15 protein-coding genes, 1 tRNA gene and 1 pseudogene are annotated in these 15287 nt (G+C 31.9%); 6 read left to right on the top strand and 11 right to left on the bottom strand.

Going from position 1 to position 15287, the window contains the following annotated elements:
• Positions 1-12 precede the first annotated feature (12 nt).
• The 3 genes from rsmH to bshC all read right to left on the bottom strand — a co-directional run bounded on the left by rsmH (position 13) and on the right by bshC (position 3152).
• Positions 13-948 (bottom strand): 16S rRNA (cytosine(1402)-N(4))-methyltransferase RsmH, encoded by a 936-nt coding sequence (rsmH, locus tag IDG45_RS10145; RefSeq protein ID WP_000468384.1) that lies wholly within the window; start codon positions 946-948, stop codon positions 13-15.
• Between the two features lie 15 nt (positions 949-963).
• Positions 964-1395: a division/cell wall cluster transcriptional repressor MraZ gene (gene mraZ / locus IDG45_RS10140; RefSeq protein WP_000480800.1), complete on the bottom strand. Its 432-nt coding sequence runs from the start codon at positions 1393-1395 to the stop codon at positions 964-966.
• A 143-nt stretch (positions 1396-1538) separates the two neighbouring features.
• Entirely contained in the window at positions 1539-3152 is a 1614-nt protein-coding gene (gene bshC / locus IDG45_RS10135) for a bacillithiol biosynthesis cysteine-adding enzyme BshC (protein ID WP_000340484.1), read from the bottom strand.
• A 194-nt stretch (positions 3153-3346) separates the two neighbouring features.
• On the opposite strand from bshC, the gene IDG45_RS10130 reads away from it, so the two are divergent.
• On the top strand, positions 3347-3787 hold the full coding sequence (locus IDG45_RS10130) for an N-acetyltransferase (protein WP_001289711.1): 441 nt from the start codon (positions 3347-3349) through the stop codon (positions 3785-3787).
• Between the two features lie 107 nt (positions 3788-3894).
• Here IDG45_RS10130 and IDG45_RS10125 read toward each other — a convergent pair whose 3' ends face one another.
• From IDG45_RS10125 to IDG45_RS10115, 3 genes are all read right to left on the bottom strand, one after another.
• A complete protein-coding gene (locus IDG45_RS10125; RefSeq protein WP_072357871.1) occupies positions 3895-4590 on the bottom strand; it encodes a YjjG family noncanonical pyrimidine nucleotidase in 696 nt (231 codons plus the stop codon).
• 121 nt (positions 4591-4711) lie between these two features.
• A complete protein-coding gene (locus IDG45_RS10120) occupies positions 4712-4846 on the bottom strand; it encodes a beta-class phenol-soluble modulin (protein WP_000579635.1) in 135 nt (44 codons plus the stop codon).
• Positions 4847-4902: 56 nt separating this feature from the next.
• Entirely contained in the window at positions 4903-5037 is a 135-nt protein-coding gene (locus tag IDG45_RS10115; RefSeq protein ID WP_000398672.1) for a beta-class phenol-soluble modulin, read from the bottom strand.
• A 363-nt stretch (positions 5038-5400) separates the two neighbouring features.
• On the opposite strand from IDG45_RS10115, the gene IDG45_RS10110 reads away from it, so the two are divergent.
• Positions 5401-5474 (top strand) — tRNA-Arg (locus tag IDG45_RS10110).
• A gap of 472 nt (positions 5475-5946) precedes the next feature.
• Here the strand turns inward: IDG45_RS10110 and IDG45_RS10105 are convergent.
• Positions 5947-6135, bottom strand: coding sequence for a DNA-binding protein (locus IDG45_RS10105; protein WP_001245805.1), 189 nt, complete (start codon positions 6133-6135; stop codon positions 5947-5949).
• A gap of 247 nt (positions 6136-6382) precedes the next feature.
• Between IDG45_RS10105 and IDG45_RS10100 the strand changes: the two genes are divergently transcribed.
• Positions 6383-7330: a TDT family transporter gene (locus tag IDG45_RS10100; protein WP_001239290.1), complete on the top strand. Its 948-nt coding sequence runs from the start codon at positions 6383-6385 to the stop codon at positions 7328-7330.
• Positions 7331-7645: 315 nt separating this feature from the next.
• Here IDG45_RS10100 and elxI1 read toward each other — a convergent pair.
• The 4 genes and pseudogenes from elxI1 to argF form a co-directional block, all read right to left on the bottom strand.
• Positions 7646-7873 (bottom strand): annotated as a pseudogene (gene elxI1, locus IDG45_RS10095) (epilancin biosynthesis-related protein ElxI1).
• A gap of 308 nt (positions 7874-8181) precedes the next feature.
• Positions 8182-9738 carry a YfcC family protein gene (locus IDG45_RS10090; RefSeq protein ID WP_000432070.1) on the bottom strand — a complete coding sequence of 519 codons (1557 nt, stop codon included), beginning with the start codon at positions 9736-9738 and terminating at the stop codon, positions 8182-8184.
• A 170-nt stretch (positions 9739-9908) separates the two neighbouring features.
• Positions 9909-10841: a carbamate kinase gene (gene arcC, locus IDG45_RS10085; protein WP_001074342.1), complete on the bottom strand. Its 933-nt coding sequence runs from the start codon at positions 10839-10841 to the stop codon at positions 9909-9911.
• Positions 10842-10863: 22 nt separating this feature from the next.
• Positions 10864-11865 carry an ornithine carbamoyltransferase gene (gene argF / locus IDG45_RS10080; RefSeq protein WP_000793607.1) on the bottom strand — a complete coding sequence of 334 codons (1002 nt, stop codon included), beginning with the start codon at positions 11863-11865 and terminating at the stop codon, positions 10864-10866.
• A 437-nt stretch (positions 11866-12302) separates the two neighbouring features.
• Between argF and IDG45_RS10075 the strand changes: the two genes are divergently transcribed.
• The 3 genes from IDG45_RS10075 (at position 12303) to IDG45_RS10065 (ending at position 14673) form a co-directional block, all read left to right on the top strand.
• Positions 12303-13028, top strand: a complete 726-nt coding sequence (locus tag IDG45_RS10075; RefSeq protein ID WP_000739531.1) for a superantigen-like protein SSL14 — start codon at positions 12303-12305, stop codon at positions 13026-13028.
• A 95-nt stretch (positions 13029-13123) separates the two neighbouring features.
• Positions 13124-13849, top strand: a complete 726-nt coding sequence (locus tag IDG45_RS10070; RefSeq protein WP_001063562.1) for a superantigen-like protein SSL13 — start codon at positions 13124-13126, stop codon at positions 13847-13849.
• 107 nt (positions 13850-13956) lie between these two features.
• Positions 13957-14673 (top strand): superantigen-like protein SSL12, encoded by a 717-nt coding sequence (locus IDG45_RS10065; protein ID WP_001038852.1) that lies wholly within the window; start codon positions 13957-13959, stop codon positions 14671-14673.
• The last annotated feature ends 614 nt before the right edge of the window (positions 14674-15287 follow it).

Genomic DNA, 15287 nt, shown 5'->3' with positions numbered 1-15287 from the left:
ATAAATTGCTCCTTATTTAAGTATTTCAGCTACACGTAATTTCGCGCTTCGTGCTCTGTTATTGTCATCTAAATCTTCTTCTGTAGCGGTAATCGGTTTACGATTAACACGCTTTAACTTAGGTGTATATGCTTCTGGTATAACTGGTAATCCTCTTGGTACTTCTGGACCTTTTTCATATTCTTGGAACACCTGTTTACATAAACGATCTTCTAAAGAATGGAAAGTGATTACCGAAATCCTGCCGTCTACTTTCACTAATTCAATCGCTTGTTCTATTGAATCTTCAAAAGCTGACAATTCATCGTTTACTGCAATTCGTAGTGCTTGAAATACTCGTTTTGCAGGATGTCCGCCTTTTCTTCTTGCTTTTGCAGGAATACCTTCTTTTATAATGTCAACTAATTCTAATGTTGTTGTTATTGGTTGTTGTTCGCGATGTGCTTCGATTCTTCGAGCTATCTGTTTTGAAAATTTCTCCTCGCCATAGCGATAAAAAATCTTCACTAACGCTTCATATGACCAATTGTTAACAATTTCATATGCTGTTAGTTCTTGTGTTTGGTCCATACGCATGTCTAATGTTGCGTCATGGTGATAACTGAATCCTCGTTCTGGAATGTCGAGTTGTGGGCTTGAAACACCCAAGTCGTAATAGATTCCATCTACTTTTTCAATGTTTAAGTCTTTTAATATTTGAGTTAATTCACGGAAGTTGCTATGAACAAAAGTCACCTTATGCAAATGATCCTTTAATACTTCTTTAGCATTATCAATTGCAGTTTGGTCTTGATCGATTGCTATTAATCTTCCGTCGTCATTTAATTGATTTAGTAAATAAAGGGCATGTCCCGCTCCACCTAGCGTACAGTCAATGTACACACCATTTTCTTTTACATTTAAATAATCAATGGTTTCGTTTAACATAACGCTGATATGATGAAACACTTCAATTCCTCCATTTTAAAAATCAAAATCTATTAAATCTTCAGCAATATCTTCGAAACTTTCTTCAGATTCTTCATAGAAATCATTCCAAGTTTCTCTATCCCAAATCTCAATACGATTTGAAACACCGATTACTGTACATTCTTTAGTTAAATTAGCGTATTTCCTCAAGTTTTGAGGGATGTTAATACGCCCTTGCTTATCAAGTTCTACTTCAACAGCACCAGAGAAGAACATACGCATAAACTTACGTGCGTCTTTTTTTGTCATAGGTAAGGTTTTCATTTTCTCTTCAATCTGTTGCCATTCGTCTAGAGTGTAACCGAATAAACATTTATCAAGGCCTCTTGTGATAATAAAACGCTCATTTAAGTCATAACGAAACTTGGACGGTATAATCATACGTCCTTTTGTATCTAATTGATGATCGTATTCTCCCATGAACATTTTTTATCACCTCACCTTATATATAATTTACCACATCTCCCCACTATCCACCACTATTTATACAAAATTTGTGAAATTTATTTTAAAAAACAAAAAAATGCCCGATTTATCATTAAGATAAATCGGGCTAAACCCTTGGTATATTAAGGTTTTATAATAATATGATCAAAAGTGTAAGAAAGTGGTGGATAGGTGGAGGGCTTGAACACATCTGTCCCAAAATCATTCAAAATTTGAAGTGGATTCCATATTCTTTCTTGTAATCCTCCCATTGGATGGAGTGTTTCTTGAATTTCTCTAAATTGCTTCATACTGATGTCGTTTTCTCTTTCAATGTTTAAAAGATAACGTTTTAACAAATAATCATACTGTTGTATATGAATTTCATTATTTTTATTCACAAGGTTAATATTATTTTGATTCCCCGACACTTCATCTAATAAGTCTTGGTTTAGACGACGCTGTTGTTCAATCATACCTTCTACCTTTTCAATAAATTGATGTGATGCTTGTTCTCTAATAAACTTACTTCTTTCTCCTTCAACACCATCGACTAACACTTTTTCTAATGGAATATTGTATTTCGAAAGTAATTTTTCAATACGGTCATTTAAATAAGTAATTCTAAGCCTTGGCATCACGATAGGCATTTCAACATCAAATAGTTCAAATACATCTTTTAGTTCAGCCCAGTACTTAATTTCACTCGGTCCTCCAATAAATGCCACCGTGTTAAATAGCCATTCTTCCATTAATGGTCTTGTCACTACATTATTAGAAAATAATTCAGGTTGATTTTCCGCAATATTTATAATTTCTTCCTTTATATATGTCTTATCTGTTTTATTTAATTTAAAATGCTTACCATCATACGAAACTAATTGACGCATATTTTCATCATGTAAGAATAAATGAACATTTGTATCTGTTTGTATCATCGCCTTCAAGCCTTGATTTTGAGTACGTTGTTGTGTTGCTCTAAAAGCATCATCAAGCAACTGATGTTTTTTCAAAATCTTTTTAAACATAGGCGCTTCCATTTTTCTTAACGGCTCAAACTGCGCATCTATAAATAGAACGCCATATGCTTTAAATGTCTCATGCAGTAGTGCTTTAAACATATCAGTCCACGAGTCATATTGGTCAATAATTCTGTCACAAATCTCCAGTAGACCTTGTGTATGAACAGTTTCATTCATATGAATGAACATCGTTTTTAAAGTTTGTTTCAACTCAGCCTTATCAGGATAATATCTAGAGACAGTCGTCTCTGGCATCTCCATTGTATGATATTTAACCTTATGCAGTGACCCATGATTTTCGTTATAAACAAATGTATGATTCACTTCATCGAAATCATGATCTTCTCCTGCAATCCAAAAAACTGGTACTACTTGTTGCTTATGTGTATCCGTTAATTCCTTAGATAAAGTAATGATTGAAAATATTTTATGGAATGTATACAATGGTCCTCCGAAAAGCCCTGCTTGTTGTCCACCAATCACAACTTTTGAACCATTAGCTAAATATTGTATGTTTAATTCTTGTTCACTTGAAAGCTTTAAATCACTCATATATTCACGAATAACATTCGCTAATGCCGCTTCTCTTCCATTATTTTCTTTAGACATCCTTTTTTCAAAACTAGTTTGTTGAGCTGCATCATATTGAAATAATCCTGTTATTACAGGGTCACTGCTCTTTATTTTTGGTATAAACTGATCTTTTTCATTTAAACTAACTACTTTACAGTCCATGTTTTTTCTCCTTAAGTACGCGATTACAAACTATAGTATAAAGTCTATACCGGTGATTGACAATTTTACGGCTTGAAAATCAATTTAATCATGGAAAATTTATAATATTCATTGTTTTCCATTTTCAAATTAATGAAAAACACAAGTGGTTTAATGTATAATAATAGTAGTAAACAAATAAGGGGTAGATAAATATGAGTGAAATCAAACGTCTTGAAATTAATTACAAAACTGACGAATTATTCGAAAACTTTAGAGCGTTTGGCAACAAAGACTTATACATGGTCAATGAGTTAAACGGTCAAATGATTGATGCAAGTTCAGATTCACCATTTTATGGCATATTTGTCGGAGATCAATTAGGAGCTAGAATGGCATTACTAAAAAAAGGTGATGTCGAAGAAATCTACTTCCCAGATTTTGAAGATTATATATTATTATGGAAGTTAGAAGTATTACCAAAATATCAAAACAGAGGGTACGCTTCAGAATTGATTGATTTTGCAAAGAGTTTCAATATGCCAATTAAAGCCATTGGCAGAAATGATTCTAAGGATTTCTTTTTACATCATGGATTTACAGATGTGGAAGCTAAAAATATAGAGGGACATGATGTCTTATTGTGGAAACCATAAGATAATAATATTCGACACTACGAGCATGAAAATGCATCTTTTCGTAGTGTCTTTTTTACAATTACTTTCTTAGCTAATATAAGTAAATCATTTTCAAATTATTTGTCTTAACGTACAATATCATTTAGTTGTTTCCATGAATTAATTTCATAATCAGGTATAATTCCTGGATTATGATCAAATCCTCTAAAATTAAACCAGCAAGTAGCTATACCCGCATTGATTCCACCTAGAATGTCAGATGTTAAAGAATCTCCAACTATAATCGAGCGCTGTCTCTCATCCTCACCAATATCATTAAAAACATAATTAAAAAATTCCGGATTAGGTTTTTGATATCCTGTTTCCTCAGATATAAATATCTTTTTAATATATTTATGCAACGGCGTCTGATTTAACCTTCTCTTTTGCGTTTCGGTTACACCGTTAGTAACAATATATAGATCATGTCGTTTCGATAACTCAATAATTGTTTCTAATGTTTGATCAAAGTATTTAACTTTAGCTTCTGCTAATCCATTTCTAAATAACACATCTGCACGATGCCCATCAACTTCCATTTGATGATGTTTAAAGTAATTCACAAATCGTTCTGATAATACTTCAGACTTCGTTAATTTATTTTGTTGAAAAGCTTCCCAATGTTGGTGATTGATTTTTTTAAATGTTAAAAAATCATCCTTTGTTGCTTTATGATTAAAAACATTCGCCATATAATGAAACGCCCATTCTTCCGCATCATAAAAATCAACAATTGTATCATCAAAGTCTATCAAAATATTTTTATATCCCAATTTCCCCATCTCCTATATTGTCTATGTATCTAAATCTTAACAGAGGCTCAAATTTCTGCAAATAAAATAAACTGAGTGCATAACATAAGTATGCCCACCCAGTTTATTTTAAAGAATATTAGTTATTAAATTAGAATCCGAATAATTTACCTAGTAAACCCACACCGTTAGCAACGATGTCTACGATACTTGTGCCTAATTTCACACTATCATGTTGTTGTGCAGCTTGCACAGTATTTGCGATTGCTTCTGCTAGTCCAATCATTTAAATCTCTCCCTCACCTTTGAAATAATACTTATTACTTACATAACATATTGAAATTAGAATCCGAATAATTTACCTAGTAAACCTACGCCATTTTCAACGATGCTCACAATGCTTGTGCCTAATTTTGCGCCGTCATTATTAATTGCTGCAGTTACGGTATCTTTAATTGCGTTAAATAAACCTTCCATTGAAAACACTCCTTAAAATTTAAATTTGAAGATAACAAAAACGTGCGTAGCTTTTAAATCACCGAAATGTTATTCGCTTAACGTTTTGTTGTTGTTATTTTAAAATAAATTTGATGCAATTAGTTTGTTTATCCGCACAACATCTTATAATGTACTTAACTGTATTTTAAAGAGAAAAGATATACAGTTAGGCATTCAAAACTGTATTTAACACAATTAAGTTGCCTGAATTCGTATTTAAGTCTTATTGAACCTTTTTAGATAAATAGCTCTATAATAGTGAAAAATATAAACATTTTTTATTTACAAGGTATTGCTAATTTAAGTTCATTTAGATATAATAATTCTTGTGTTGTTAAACGTGTCCTGGTAGCTCAGCTGGATAGAGCAATGGCCTTCTAAGCCATCGGTCGGGGGTTCGAATCCCTCCCAGGACGTTTATAGGTATTTTTATACGCATTACCAAACAAAAGAGTTCCGTGATTACGGGGCTCTTTTTGTTTTGAATTTCAGTAATATAGTATGATGCGTCACCAAAACGTCCCCCGCATAAGCCCCAAAAATACAGTAATTAAAACGCGCATGATTATTCGTTATAGAATTTTTTGACACACAATTGACACGTGGTTGATACATGTTTACACATTTTTAATTAAGTAATTTTACGCCAAAATTTCATCTATACTGCACCTGAACTACACCAAAACTACACCAAGATTTTTAACACTCACCATTTGCATGCTTAGAGATTTTTATTATTATATTATTCCTATAGATTTTGATACTATTCAAAATTTTAGGGACTTTTCAGGGACCCGAAATCCTATAATTATAATTATATGCATCTAAAAAATAACCACGTCCATCGAGACGTGGTTTTCTAATTATTTAACTCACTAATTATTCTTCTTAATTTTCATCACTAAATATACCATTGGCAAATTTATAAAGTAGTTCAGCGTTTTTCAATGACATATTGTCTAATGATCTTTCTTTTTTTCTCATTCTGTGTATTGTGCTTTGTGGCACTCCTGTTTGTTTCGATATTTGTAAACTGCTCAAATCACTGTCTAATAGTTTTTGAATTTGATTTCTCATTTTGTACACCCCCTTTTAAATCTTCAATCATCATTTAAATTAAATAATTACTTTTCCCATATTCCAATATTTAGGTTGCAAAGCATACCTCAAATATCATTAATATTGAGATTTAAATGTCAATTATGTGTCTATCAACCCAATATACATACTCTAAAAACGTAATAGTACACACTCTTCTTATTAATAGGCCATAGCTATCATGATATAATTAGTGAAGAAAATCACATAAGAAAGGTTGTAAATCATGAGACTTCAAAAAGCACCTCTAGTAACGTCAGGACTAGTCTTAGGATTATTAGGCCTGGGTAATCTATTAAAAGACTTATCTCTTACTTTAAACGCTGTTTGCGGAATTTTTGCTTTCTTGATTTGGATTCACCTTTTATGTACTATGCTCAAATATTTTAATAATGTGAAAGAACAATTAAACAGCCCTCTAGTTTCATCAGTGTTCACAACATTTTTCATGTCTGGCTTTTTAGGTACTACTTATTTAAATACATTTTTTAGTAATATAACATTTATCAATAATTTAATAACGCCTATTTGGATTTTATGCCTTGTGGGAATTATGACACATATGATTATTTTTTCAATTAAATATTTAAAAGATTTTTCACTTGCGAATGTTTATCCTTCGTGGACTGTACTTTTTATTGGTATTGCTATCGCAGGATTGACGGCACCCGTTAGCGGATATTTTTTCATAGGTCAATTAACAGTAATATATGGCTTTGTAGCTACTTGTATTGTCTTACCTATAGTTTTCAAGCGATTAAAAGCATTTCCATTGCAGACGTCAATCAAACCGAACACATCGACAATTTGTGCACCATTTTCTTTAGTCGCTGCAGCATATGTTATAGCCTTTCCTAAGGCGAATGCTTTTATCGTAATTATACTTTTACTATTAGCTCAAATATTTTATTTTTATATCATTATACAATTGCCTAAATTACTAAAAGAACCTTTTTCGCCCGTATTTTCAGCTTTCACATTCCCTTTAGTAATCTCTGCAACTGCTTTAAAGAACAGTTTGCCTGTACTTATGTTTCCAGTCATTTGGAAAGGCCTTTTGTTTATCGAAGTGTTATTAGCCACTGTAATAGTACTTAGAGTCTTTATAGGATATCTTCACTTCTTTTTAAAAAAGGAAAATCAAGATAAATTTCTTCGTAATGCGTCTCAGTAACACTATTACCCAGAATTACCACGCATATTTAATAACTAAAAAAGAGGCAGGTAATCTTGCCTCTTTTTGGTGTGTATCAATACCTCTTTGATTTAATATGATCTAATGTATGAACAACAATGATACCTTCTGACTAAAGCTGTAGTAACTATACTAGAACGTCTAATTCATAAACACGTTTCACTCTATTCTTTATTTAAATAATATATAAGCAGCAAACGCCAAAGCTAATATACCAATAAAATAATTAATAAAGATTTTTATTTTAGTTTTTGTAATAGTTGACAAGTTTTATCACCTCTAAATATCGATAAATTAAACGCCGTTATTTTTCCTTTGCCTATCTTTTATCATTTCAGAAGGAACTCCGAAAATAAACATCAGAATAAATAATATAATTGGCAAATGTGGTATGTTTTCTAGCATATACTATCTTAAATTCCAATCAAATACCATATTTGCATACGCCACAAAATATTTACTAAATAATAATACTACGCATATTCCAGTTAGTGTATCTAAAACCTTTGTCAAATGTGTCATTTATAGCCATCCTTTATTTATGCTATTTTCACAACCATATGTATCATGTGTTACAAAAACTGTTTACAGCAAATACATATTTACCACGATAAATATAATATACCATAGATCTAACATTACATTAAAAACATATTTTAAAAATATCATTATTAAATAGAACATTGTATCAATTACTTACTAGTGTTATCATTACCGTCATTATTTTCTTAATCAAAAATAATAATGCACCTCGCTTAGTTTAGTATTTCTACAAACCTACGAGATGCATAAAACCCAATTAGTATTTTTTTATAATATAGCATTTCAAATTAGGAATAAATTAGTACCTGCGTAATTAGTACTCCGCCACCGAAAATCAATACAAAAGCAACTACCGGCCATACAAATCGGAACCAATGTGAATATCGCATGTTTAACATTTGTAGTGTGGCCATAACAAGTCCAGTCGGCGCTAAGAATAACATCGCATATTGACCAAATTGATATGTCGTAACGATGACGAATCTTGGTATACCTACTGTATCAGCTAGTGGTGCAAAGATAGGCATTGATAATACCGCTAATCCAGAAGATGATGGCACGATAAAACCTAAACAGAAGAAAATAAATAGTAATACGATGATAAATAATGGTCCACTCATATGTTGAACTAAAGATGATGAAAAGTGTAAGATTGTATCTGAAATCATACCTTCATTCAACACTAAATTAATACCTCGAGCTAAGCCAATAATTAAAGATACACCTACTAAACTTGATGCGCCATTGACAAATGCATCTACAGTTCCTTTTTCTCCCAATCCAGATTTACCTGTCCCAGCAATAAACATTATTATAATTGTAAATATTAAAAATGCTGAAGCCATAACTGGGAACCACCAACCTTGCGTCATAACTCCCCACACCATAATTGGAAATGGTAGTACAAATAATGTAAGGATTATCTTCTTACGCAAAGTAAAATGGGCACTATCGTCATCTTTTAATACAGACCATTGCTGTTCAAAAGCATCTTTGTCTTCATAAGAATATGACGCTTTAGGATCTTTTTTAATTTTTTTACAGTACCAATATAAATAACTAATAACAAAAATCGCACCGACAATACAAGCACCTATTCTCCAATACAAACCATCCGTGAAAGTTGTACCAGCGGCATTAGAGGCAATTACAACCGAGAACGGGTTAATAGTTGAAAATGTACTACCGACAGAACTGGCAAGGAATATGGCACCAACTGAAACGATAGAATCGTATCCTAACGCTATAAATATAGGGACTAAAATCGGATAGAATGCTACAGCTTCTTCTTCAATACCACATAACGTCCCGCCGATAATCATTAGTATTGATACAAACACAATTAGCATAAATTCATGCCCTTTTGTTTTCTTCGTTAAAGCTAACAATCCCGATTCAAAAGAACCACTGGCTTGAACTACGCCAATAAGCCCCCCTAATACAAGAATGAATACCATGATATCGACCGCTTCTATCGTACCTTCAACCATGCTACTTGTTATTTGTTCTGGTCCAGCTGGATGTTGCTTTAATCTTTCATAAGTATTCGGAATTGATACCGGCTTATTAATTGCACCTGATTTAAATTGTTCAATCTTAATTTTTACCCCCATTTTGTCTAGTTCCTGTTGCGTACCTGGAACCTTTTTCACTTGGTTATGAGGGTTAACTATCTTTAGTTCTTGGGATGAAGGTTCGTAAGAAAGTTTAGAATATGCACCAGCAGGAATAACCCATGTTGCTATAACTGCAACAACCGTTAAAATGAATAAAATCATAAATGCACCTGGCATTTTTAATTTAAATCGTTTTTTCTTTTCACTTTCATTAATTGTATTTTCCACGGTTTCATCTCCTTCGACATTTAACCTAGCATTTCTACCTTAAAGATTTTATAAATATAAATTAAGAAAGTGCACCCCGCATCAAAATAGAGGCATTATTTTCAGGGGTGCACATAAATAATAAAAATCATGCGTTTGACATATAGTAATTGAAAAGCGTTTCAATTCAATTACTTTTTAATCACAGTACCTACTTTACCCTCTAAGGCAGCATCTAATTCATTTAATGATGTTATAAGCACACTTCCTTTTGGATTGTTTTCAATAAATGATATGGCTGCTTCAATTTTTGGTAACATACTTCCTTTTGCAAATTGATTTTCGTCTATATATCGTTTTAATTCATCAACATTTGTTGTTTTCAAAGGCTGTTGGTTTTCAGTGTTAAAATTAATATATACATAATCAATTGCTGTTAAAATAATCAATTGATCGCATTGAATATTAGCACCCAACAACGCACTTGTTTTATCTTTGTCTATAACTGCATCAATACCTTTAAAACCATCATGTTGCTCTCTAATTACTGGTATACCTCCACCACCAGCAGCAATAACGAGTGTATCATTTTTAATAAGTGTTTTAATACTCTCTAATTCAATAATAGAGATGGGTTGTGGTGAAGGAACAACACGTCTATACCCTCTTCCAGCATCTTCAACAAATATAAATCCTTTTTCTTTTTGAATTTGTTCAGCTTCTTCTTTGTTGTAAAATAACCCAATTGGTTTTGAAGGATTGTTAAATGCCGGATCATTTTCATCAACTTCAACTTGTGTCACTAGTGTTACCACTTGTTTATCCATTCCAATAGAATGCAATTCGTTTTGTAAGCTTTCTTGTAATTGATAGCCGATGTAAGCTTGACTCATTGCGCCACATTCAGCAAATGGAAATGCCGGACCTTGGTTATGTTCTGCAGCATAGTTAAGTCCCAAATTAATGCTTCCAACCTGTGGTCCATTACCATGACTAATAACAATCTCATGTCCTTTTGTTATTAATCCTACTAATGATTTCGCAGTATTTTTAACAAGTTCGAGTTGTTCTTGAGGTGATTTTCCTAAAGCATTACCACCTAATGCTACTACTATTTTCGCCATCAAATTCACTTCCTTATATCATCTAAAATTCACCCAATGTAGCAACCATGACTGCTTTTATTGTATGCATTCTGTTCTCAGCTTCTTGGAATACAACTGAAGCTTTACTTTCGAATACTTCATCTGTAACTTCCATTTCTCGAATTCCATATTTTTCAAAAATTTGTTGTCCAATTTTAGTATCAGCATTGTGGAAAGATGGTAAGCAATGCTCAAAAATAACATTAGGATTACCAGTTTTATCCATCATTTCTTTATTCACTTGATACGGTTTCAATAATTCGAGTCGTTCTTTCCATACTTCATCAGGTTCACCCATTGATACCCAAACGTCAGTGTAAATTACATCCGAACCCTTTACACCTTGGTCAATATCATCTGTGATTAATATGTTGCCACCATTTTCAGCGGCAATATTTTTACAGCGATTTAATAATTCATCAGTTGGATTTAATTCTTTTGGACAAACTAAATGGAAGTTCATACCCATAATGGCAGCGCCTTGCATTAATGCATTTGCAACGTTATTACGACCATCTCCAACATATGTAAAGTTAATATCTGCATAATCTTTTTTTAAGACTTCTTTTGCTGTTAAGAAATCAGCAAGAACTTGAGTAGGATGATCTTCATCAGTTAAACCATTCCACACTGGTACGCCTGAATATTCAGCTAAAGTTTCTACTGTTCTTTGTGAAAAACCACGGTATTCAATGCCATCATACATTCCACCAAGCACACGTGCAGTATCTTTAGTTGTTTCTTTTTTACCCATTTGTGATCCAGTTGGGCCTAAATAAGTTACATTTGCACCTTGATCATGCGCTGCAACTTCAAATGCACATCGCGTTCTTGTAGAATCTTTTTCAAACAACAGTGCAATATTTTTATTTTTTAACATAGGCTTTTCAGTGCCAATATATTTAGCACGTTTTAAATCCTCGGAGAGTGTTAATAAGAATTCTACCTCTTGTCTTGAAAAGTCTAATAAAGTTAAAAAACTTCTGTTTCGTAAATTTTTCATTAATAACAACTCCTTTTATTTTAGTTACACCTAAATTGTAAGCGCATACAAAATAAATACAACCTACTATTAAAATTTGTAATATTTTATCAATAATTAAATGAACATTTTATTAATATTAAATTTAAGTAGTAGGAAATTATTAAAATAAGTACTACATTTAAAGTATAACTATTTTTCAAGTAGTTAGAAAATTCAATTATCAAACAATTTAATGCAATTGATTAGAGAATAATTCTAATGTGTCGTTTTTAATATATAACTCCATCCTACTTTATTAGGTACTGTTTCTGTCCAAAACTTAAAAATGATAAGTTTTGCTTAAATAACACTACTAACTGTTTAAGTTTATTTAACATAGTTTTAGCTTTTATTTAATTCCGAATCGGTGTAATAGCTTATATACTTTGGGTAATTCACGCAAAGGAGATTTTCATATGAAAAAGAACATCATGAATAAATTAGTTTTATCAACAGCATTGTTACTTTTAGGAACCACATCAACACAACTTCCTAAAACACCAATCAGTTTTTCATCTGAAGCAAAAGCCTATAATATCAGTGAAAACGAGACTAATATCAATGAACTAATCAAATATTACACTCAGCCGCATTTTTCATTATCTGGAAAATGGTTATGGCAAAAGCCCAATGGTAGCATTCATGCAACATTGCAAACGTGGGTTTGGTATAGTCATATTCAAGTGTTTGGTTCCGAGAGTTGGGGAAACATTAATCAGTTGAGAAATAAATACGTTGATATATTTGGAACTAAAGATGAGGACACAGTTGAAGGTTACTGGACTTATGATGAAACATTTACTGGTGGTGTTACGCCAGCAGCTACTTCATCTGATAAGCCTTATAGACTATTTTTAAAATATAGTGATAAACAACAAACTATCATCGGTGGACATGAATTTTACAAAGGAAATAAACCAGTATTAACTTTAAAAGAATTAGATTTCCGTATTCGTCAAACATTAATAAAGAATAAAAAGTTATATAACGGAGAATTTAATAAAGGTCAAATTAAGATAACTGCTGATGGAAATAATTACACGATTGATTTAAGTAAAAAATTAAAATTAACTGATACAAACCGTTATGTTAAAAATCCTAAAAATGCACAAATTGAAGTCATACTCGAAAAATCTAACTAACCTATTACCTTTTGAAAATGCGGATAATTTCAATTATCTAATTAACCCCCCTTTTATAATTAAACATTCCAACAATACTCAAAGGAGAAATTCGAATGAACAATAACATCACGAAAAAAATTATTTTATCAACAACATTGTTACTATTAGGTACAGCATCAACACAATTTCCTAATACACCTATCAGTTCTTCAACTGAAGCGAAAGCTTATTATATAAATCAAAATGAAACTAACGTTAATGAGTTAACTAAATATTACTCGCAAAAACATTTAACCTTCTCTAACAAAACGTTATGGCAAAAAGATAACGGTACGATTCATGCAACGTTGTTACAGTTTTCTTGGTATAGTCATATTCAAGTTTATGGACCTGAAAGTTGGGGTAATATCAACCAATTAAGAAATAAAAACGTTGATATTTTTGGCATAAAAGACCAAGAAACCATTGATTCTTTTGCATTATCTCAAGAAACGTTTACTGGTGGTGTTACTCCTGCAGCAACATCTAACGATAAACACTATAAACTGAATGTAACATATAAAGATAAAGCAGAAACGTTTACTGGCGGCTTTCCAGTTTATGAAGGTAATAAGCCTGTTTTAACTTTAAAAGAATTAGATTTTCGTATTCGTCAAACATTAATTAAAAGTAAAAAATTATATAATAATTCTTATAACAAAGGACAAATTAAAATAACAGGTGCAGACAATAACTACACAATAGATTTAAGTAAAAGGTTGCCATCAACTGATGCAAATAGATATGTTAAAAAACCTCAAAATGCAAAAATTGAAGTTATCCTCGAAAAATCAAACTAACAATAATAACGAAGTTAATAAAAATAATCGCAAATGCTATATTGACTTCGCTCACATATAATTTTGTTATTCCTCGTATCATGATTCCTCTGAAAGGAGATGTTCTAATGAATAAGAACATCACGAAAAATATAATTTTAACGACAACATTATTACTATTAGGTACAGTATTACCTCAAAATCAAAAACCAGTATTTAGTTTTTACTCTGAAGCTAAAGCTTATAGCATTGCTCAAGATGAAACTAACATCAATGAATTAATTAAATATTACACACAGCCTCATTTTTCATTTTCAAATAAATGGCTATATCAATATGATAATGGAAACATTTATGTTGAACTTAAGAGATATTCATGGTCAGCACATATTTCTTTATGGGGCGCTGAAAGTTGGGGAAATATTAATCAGTTAAAAGATCGTTACGTAGATGTGTTTGGACTAAAAGACAAAGATACTGATCAGTTATGGTGGTCTTATAGAGAGACATTTACAGGTGGCGTTACACCAGTCGCAAAACCTTCTGATAAAACTTATAATCTTTTTGTGCAATACAAAGATAAACTACAAACGATTATTGGTGCACATAAAATATACCAAGGCAATAAACCAGTATTAACATTGAAAGAAATCGATTTCCGTGCACGAGAAGCGTTAATAAAAAATAAAATATTATATAACGAAAATCGTAATAAAGGTAAGCTTAAGATCACCGGTGGCGGTAATAACTTCACTATTGATTTAAGCAAAAGATTACATTCAGATCTAGCAAATGTTTATGTTAAAAATCCTAATAAAATAACTGTTGACGTCCTCTTTGATTAGTATATGAAGGTGACTTATACTTCATGCACTTTAATTCCAAATCAGATTATTTAAATGATAATTTTCAAAGTGTATGATGTATATAATAGGTAGAATTTTCTATATATTTAAATGGAATTGGGAGAAGGAATGTGACAGAAATGATATTTTATAAAATTTATTTCGTTGTCACTCCCCAACTTGCACATTATTGTAAGCTGACTTTCCGCCAGCTTCTATGTTGGGGCCCCGCCAACTTGCATTGCTTGTAGAAATTGGAAATCCAATTTCACTATGTTGGGGCCCATCCCCAACTTGCACATTCTTGTAAGCTGACTTTTCGTCAGCTTCTGTGTTGGGGCCCCACCCCAACTTGCTTTGTCTGTAGAATTTCTTTTTGAAATTCTCTATGTTGGGGGCCCCGCCTATAATTGAAAAATGCTTGTTACATGGGCATTTTCATTCGGTCAACTACTATCAATATAATATTGTAGAGCCTAAGACATTGTGAAATGCTCCCTTCAAAGTAGACATTGAAAAAATGAAAACTTTGAAGGGAGCTTTATTTATGTCAATAAAACCTAAAGTAGACATAGATGTACTGCTATATATGTTTCAAGAATATGAAAAAGGCG

This window comes from Staphylococcus sp. EG-SA-10, assembly GCF_017151945.1.
GTDB lineage: Bacteria > Bacillota > Bacilli > Staphylococcales > Staphylococcaceae > Staphylococcus > Staphylococcus aureus.
Note: the sequence above shows the minus strand (reverse complement) of the source record. Positions and strands in the feature narration are given on the sequence as shown.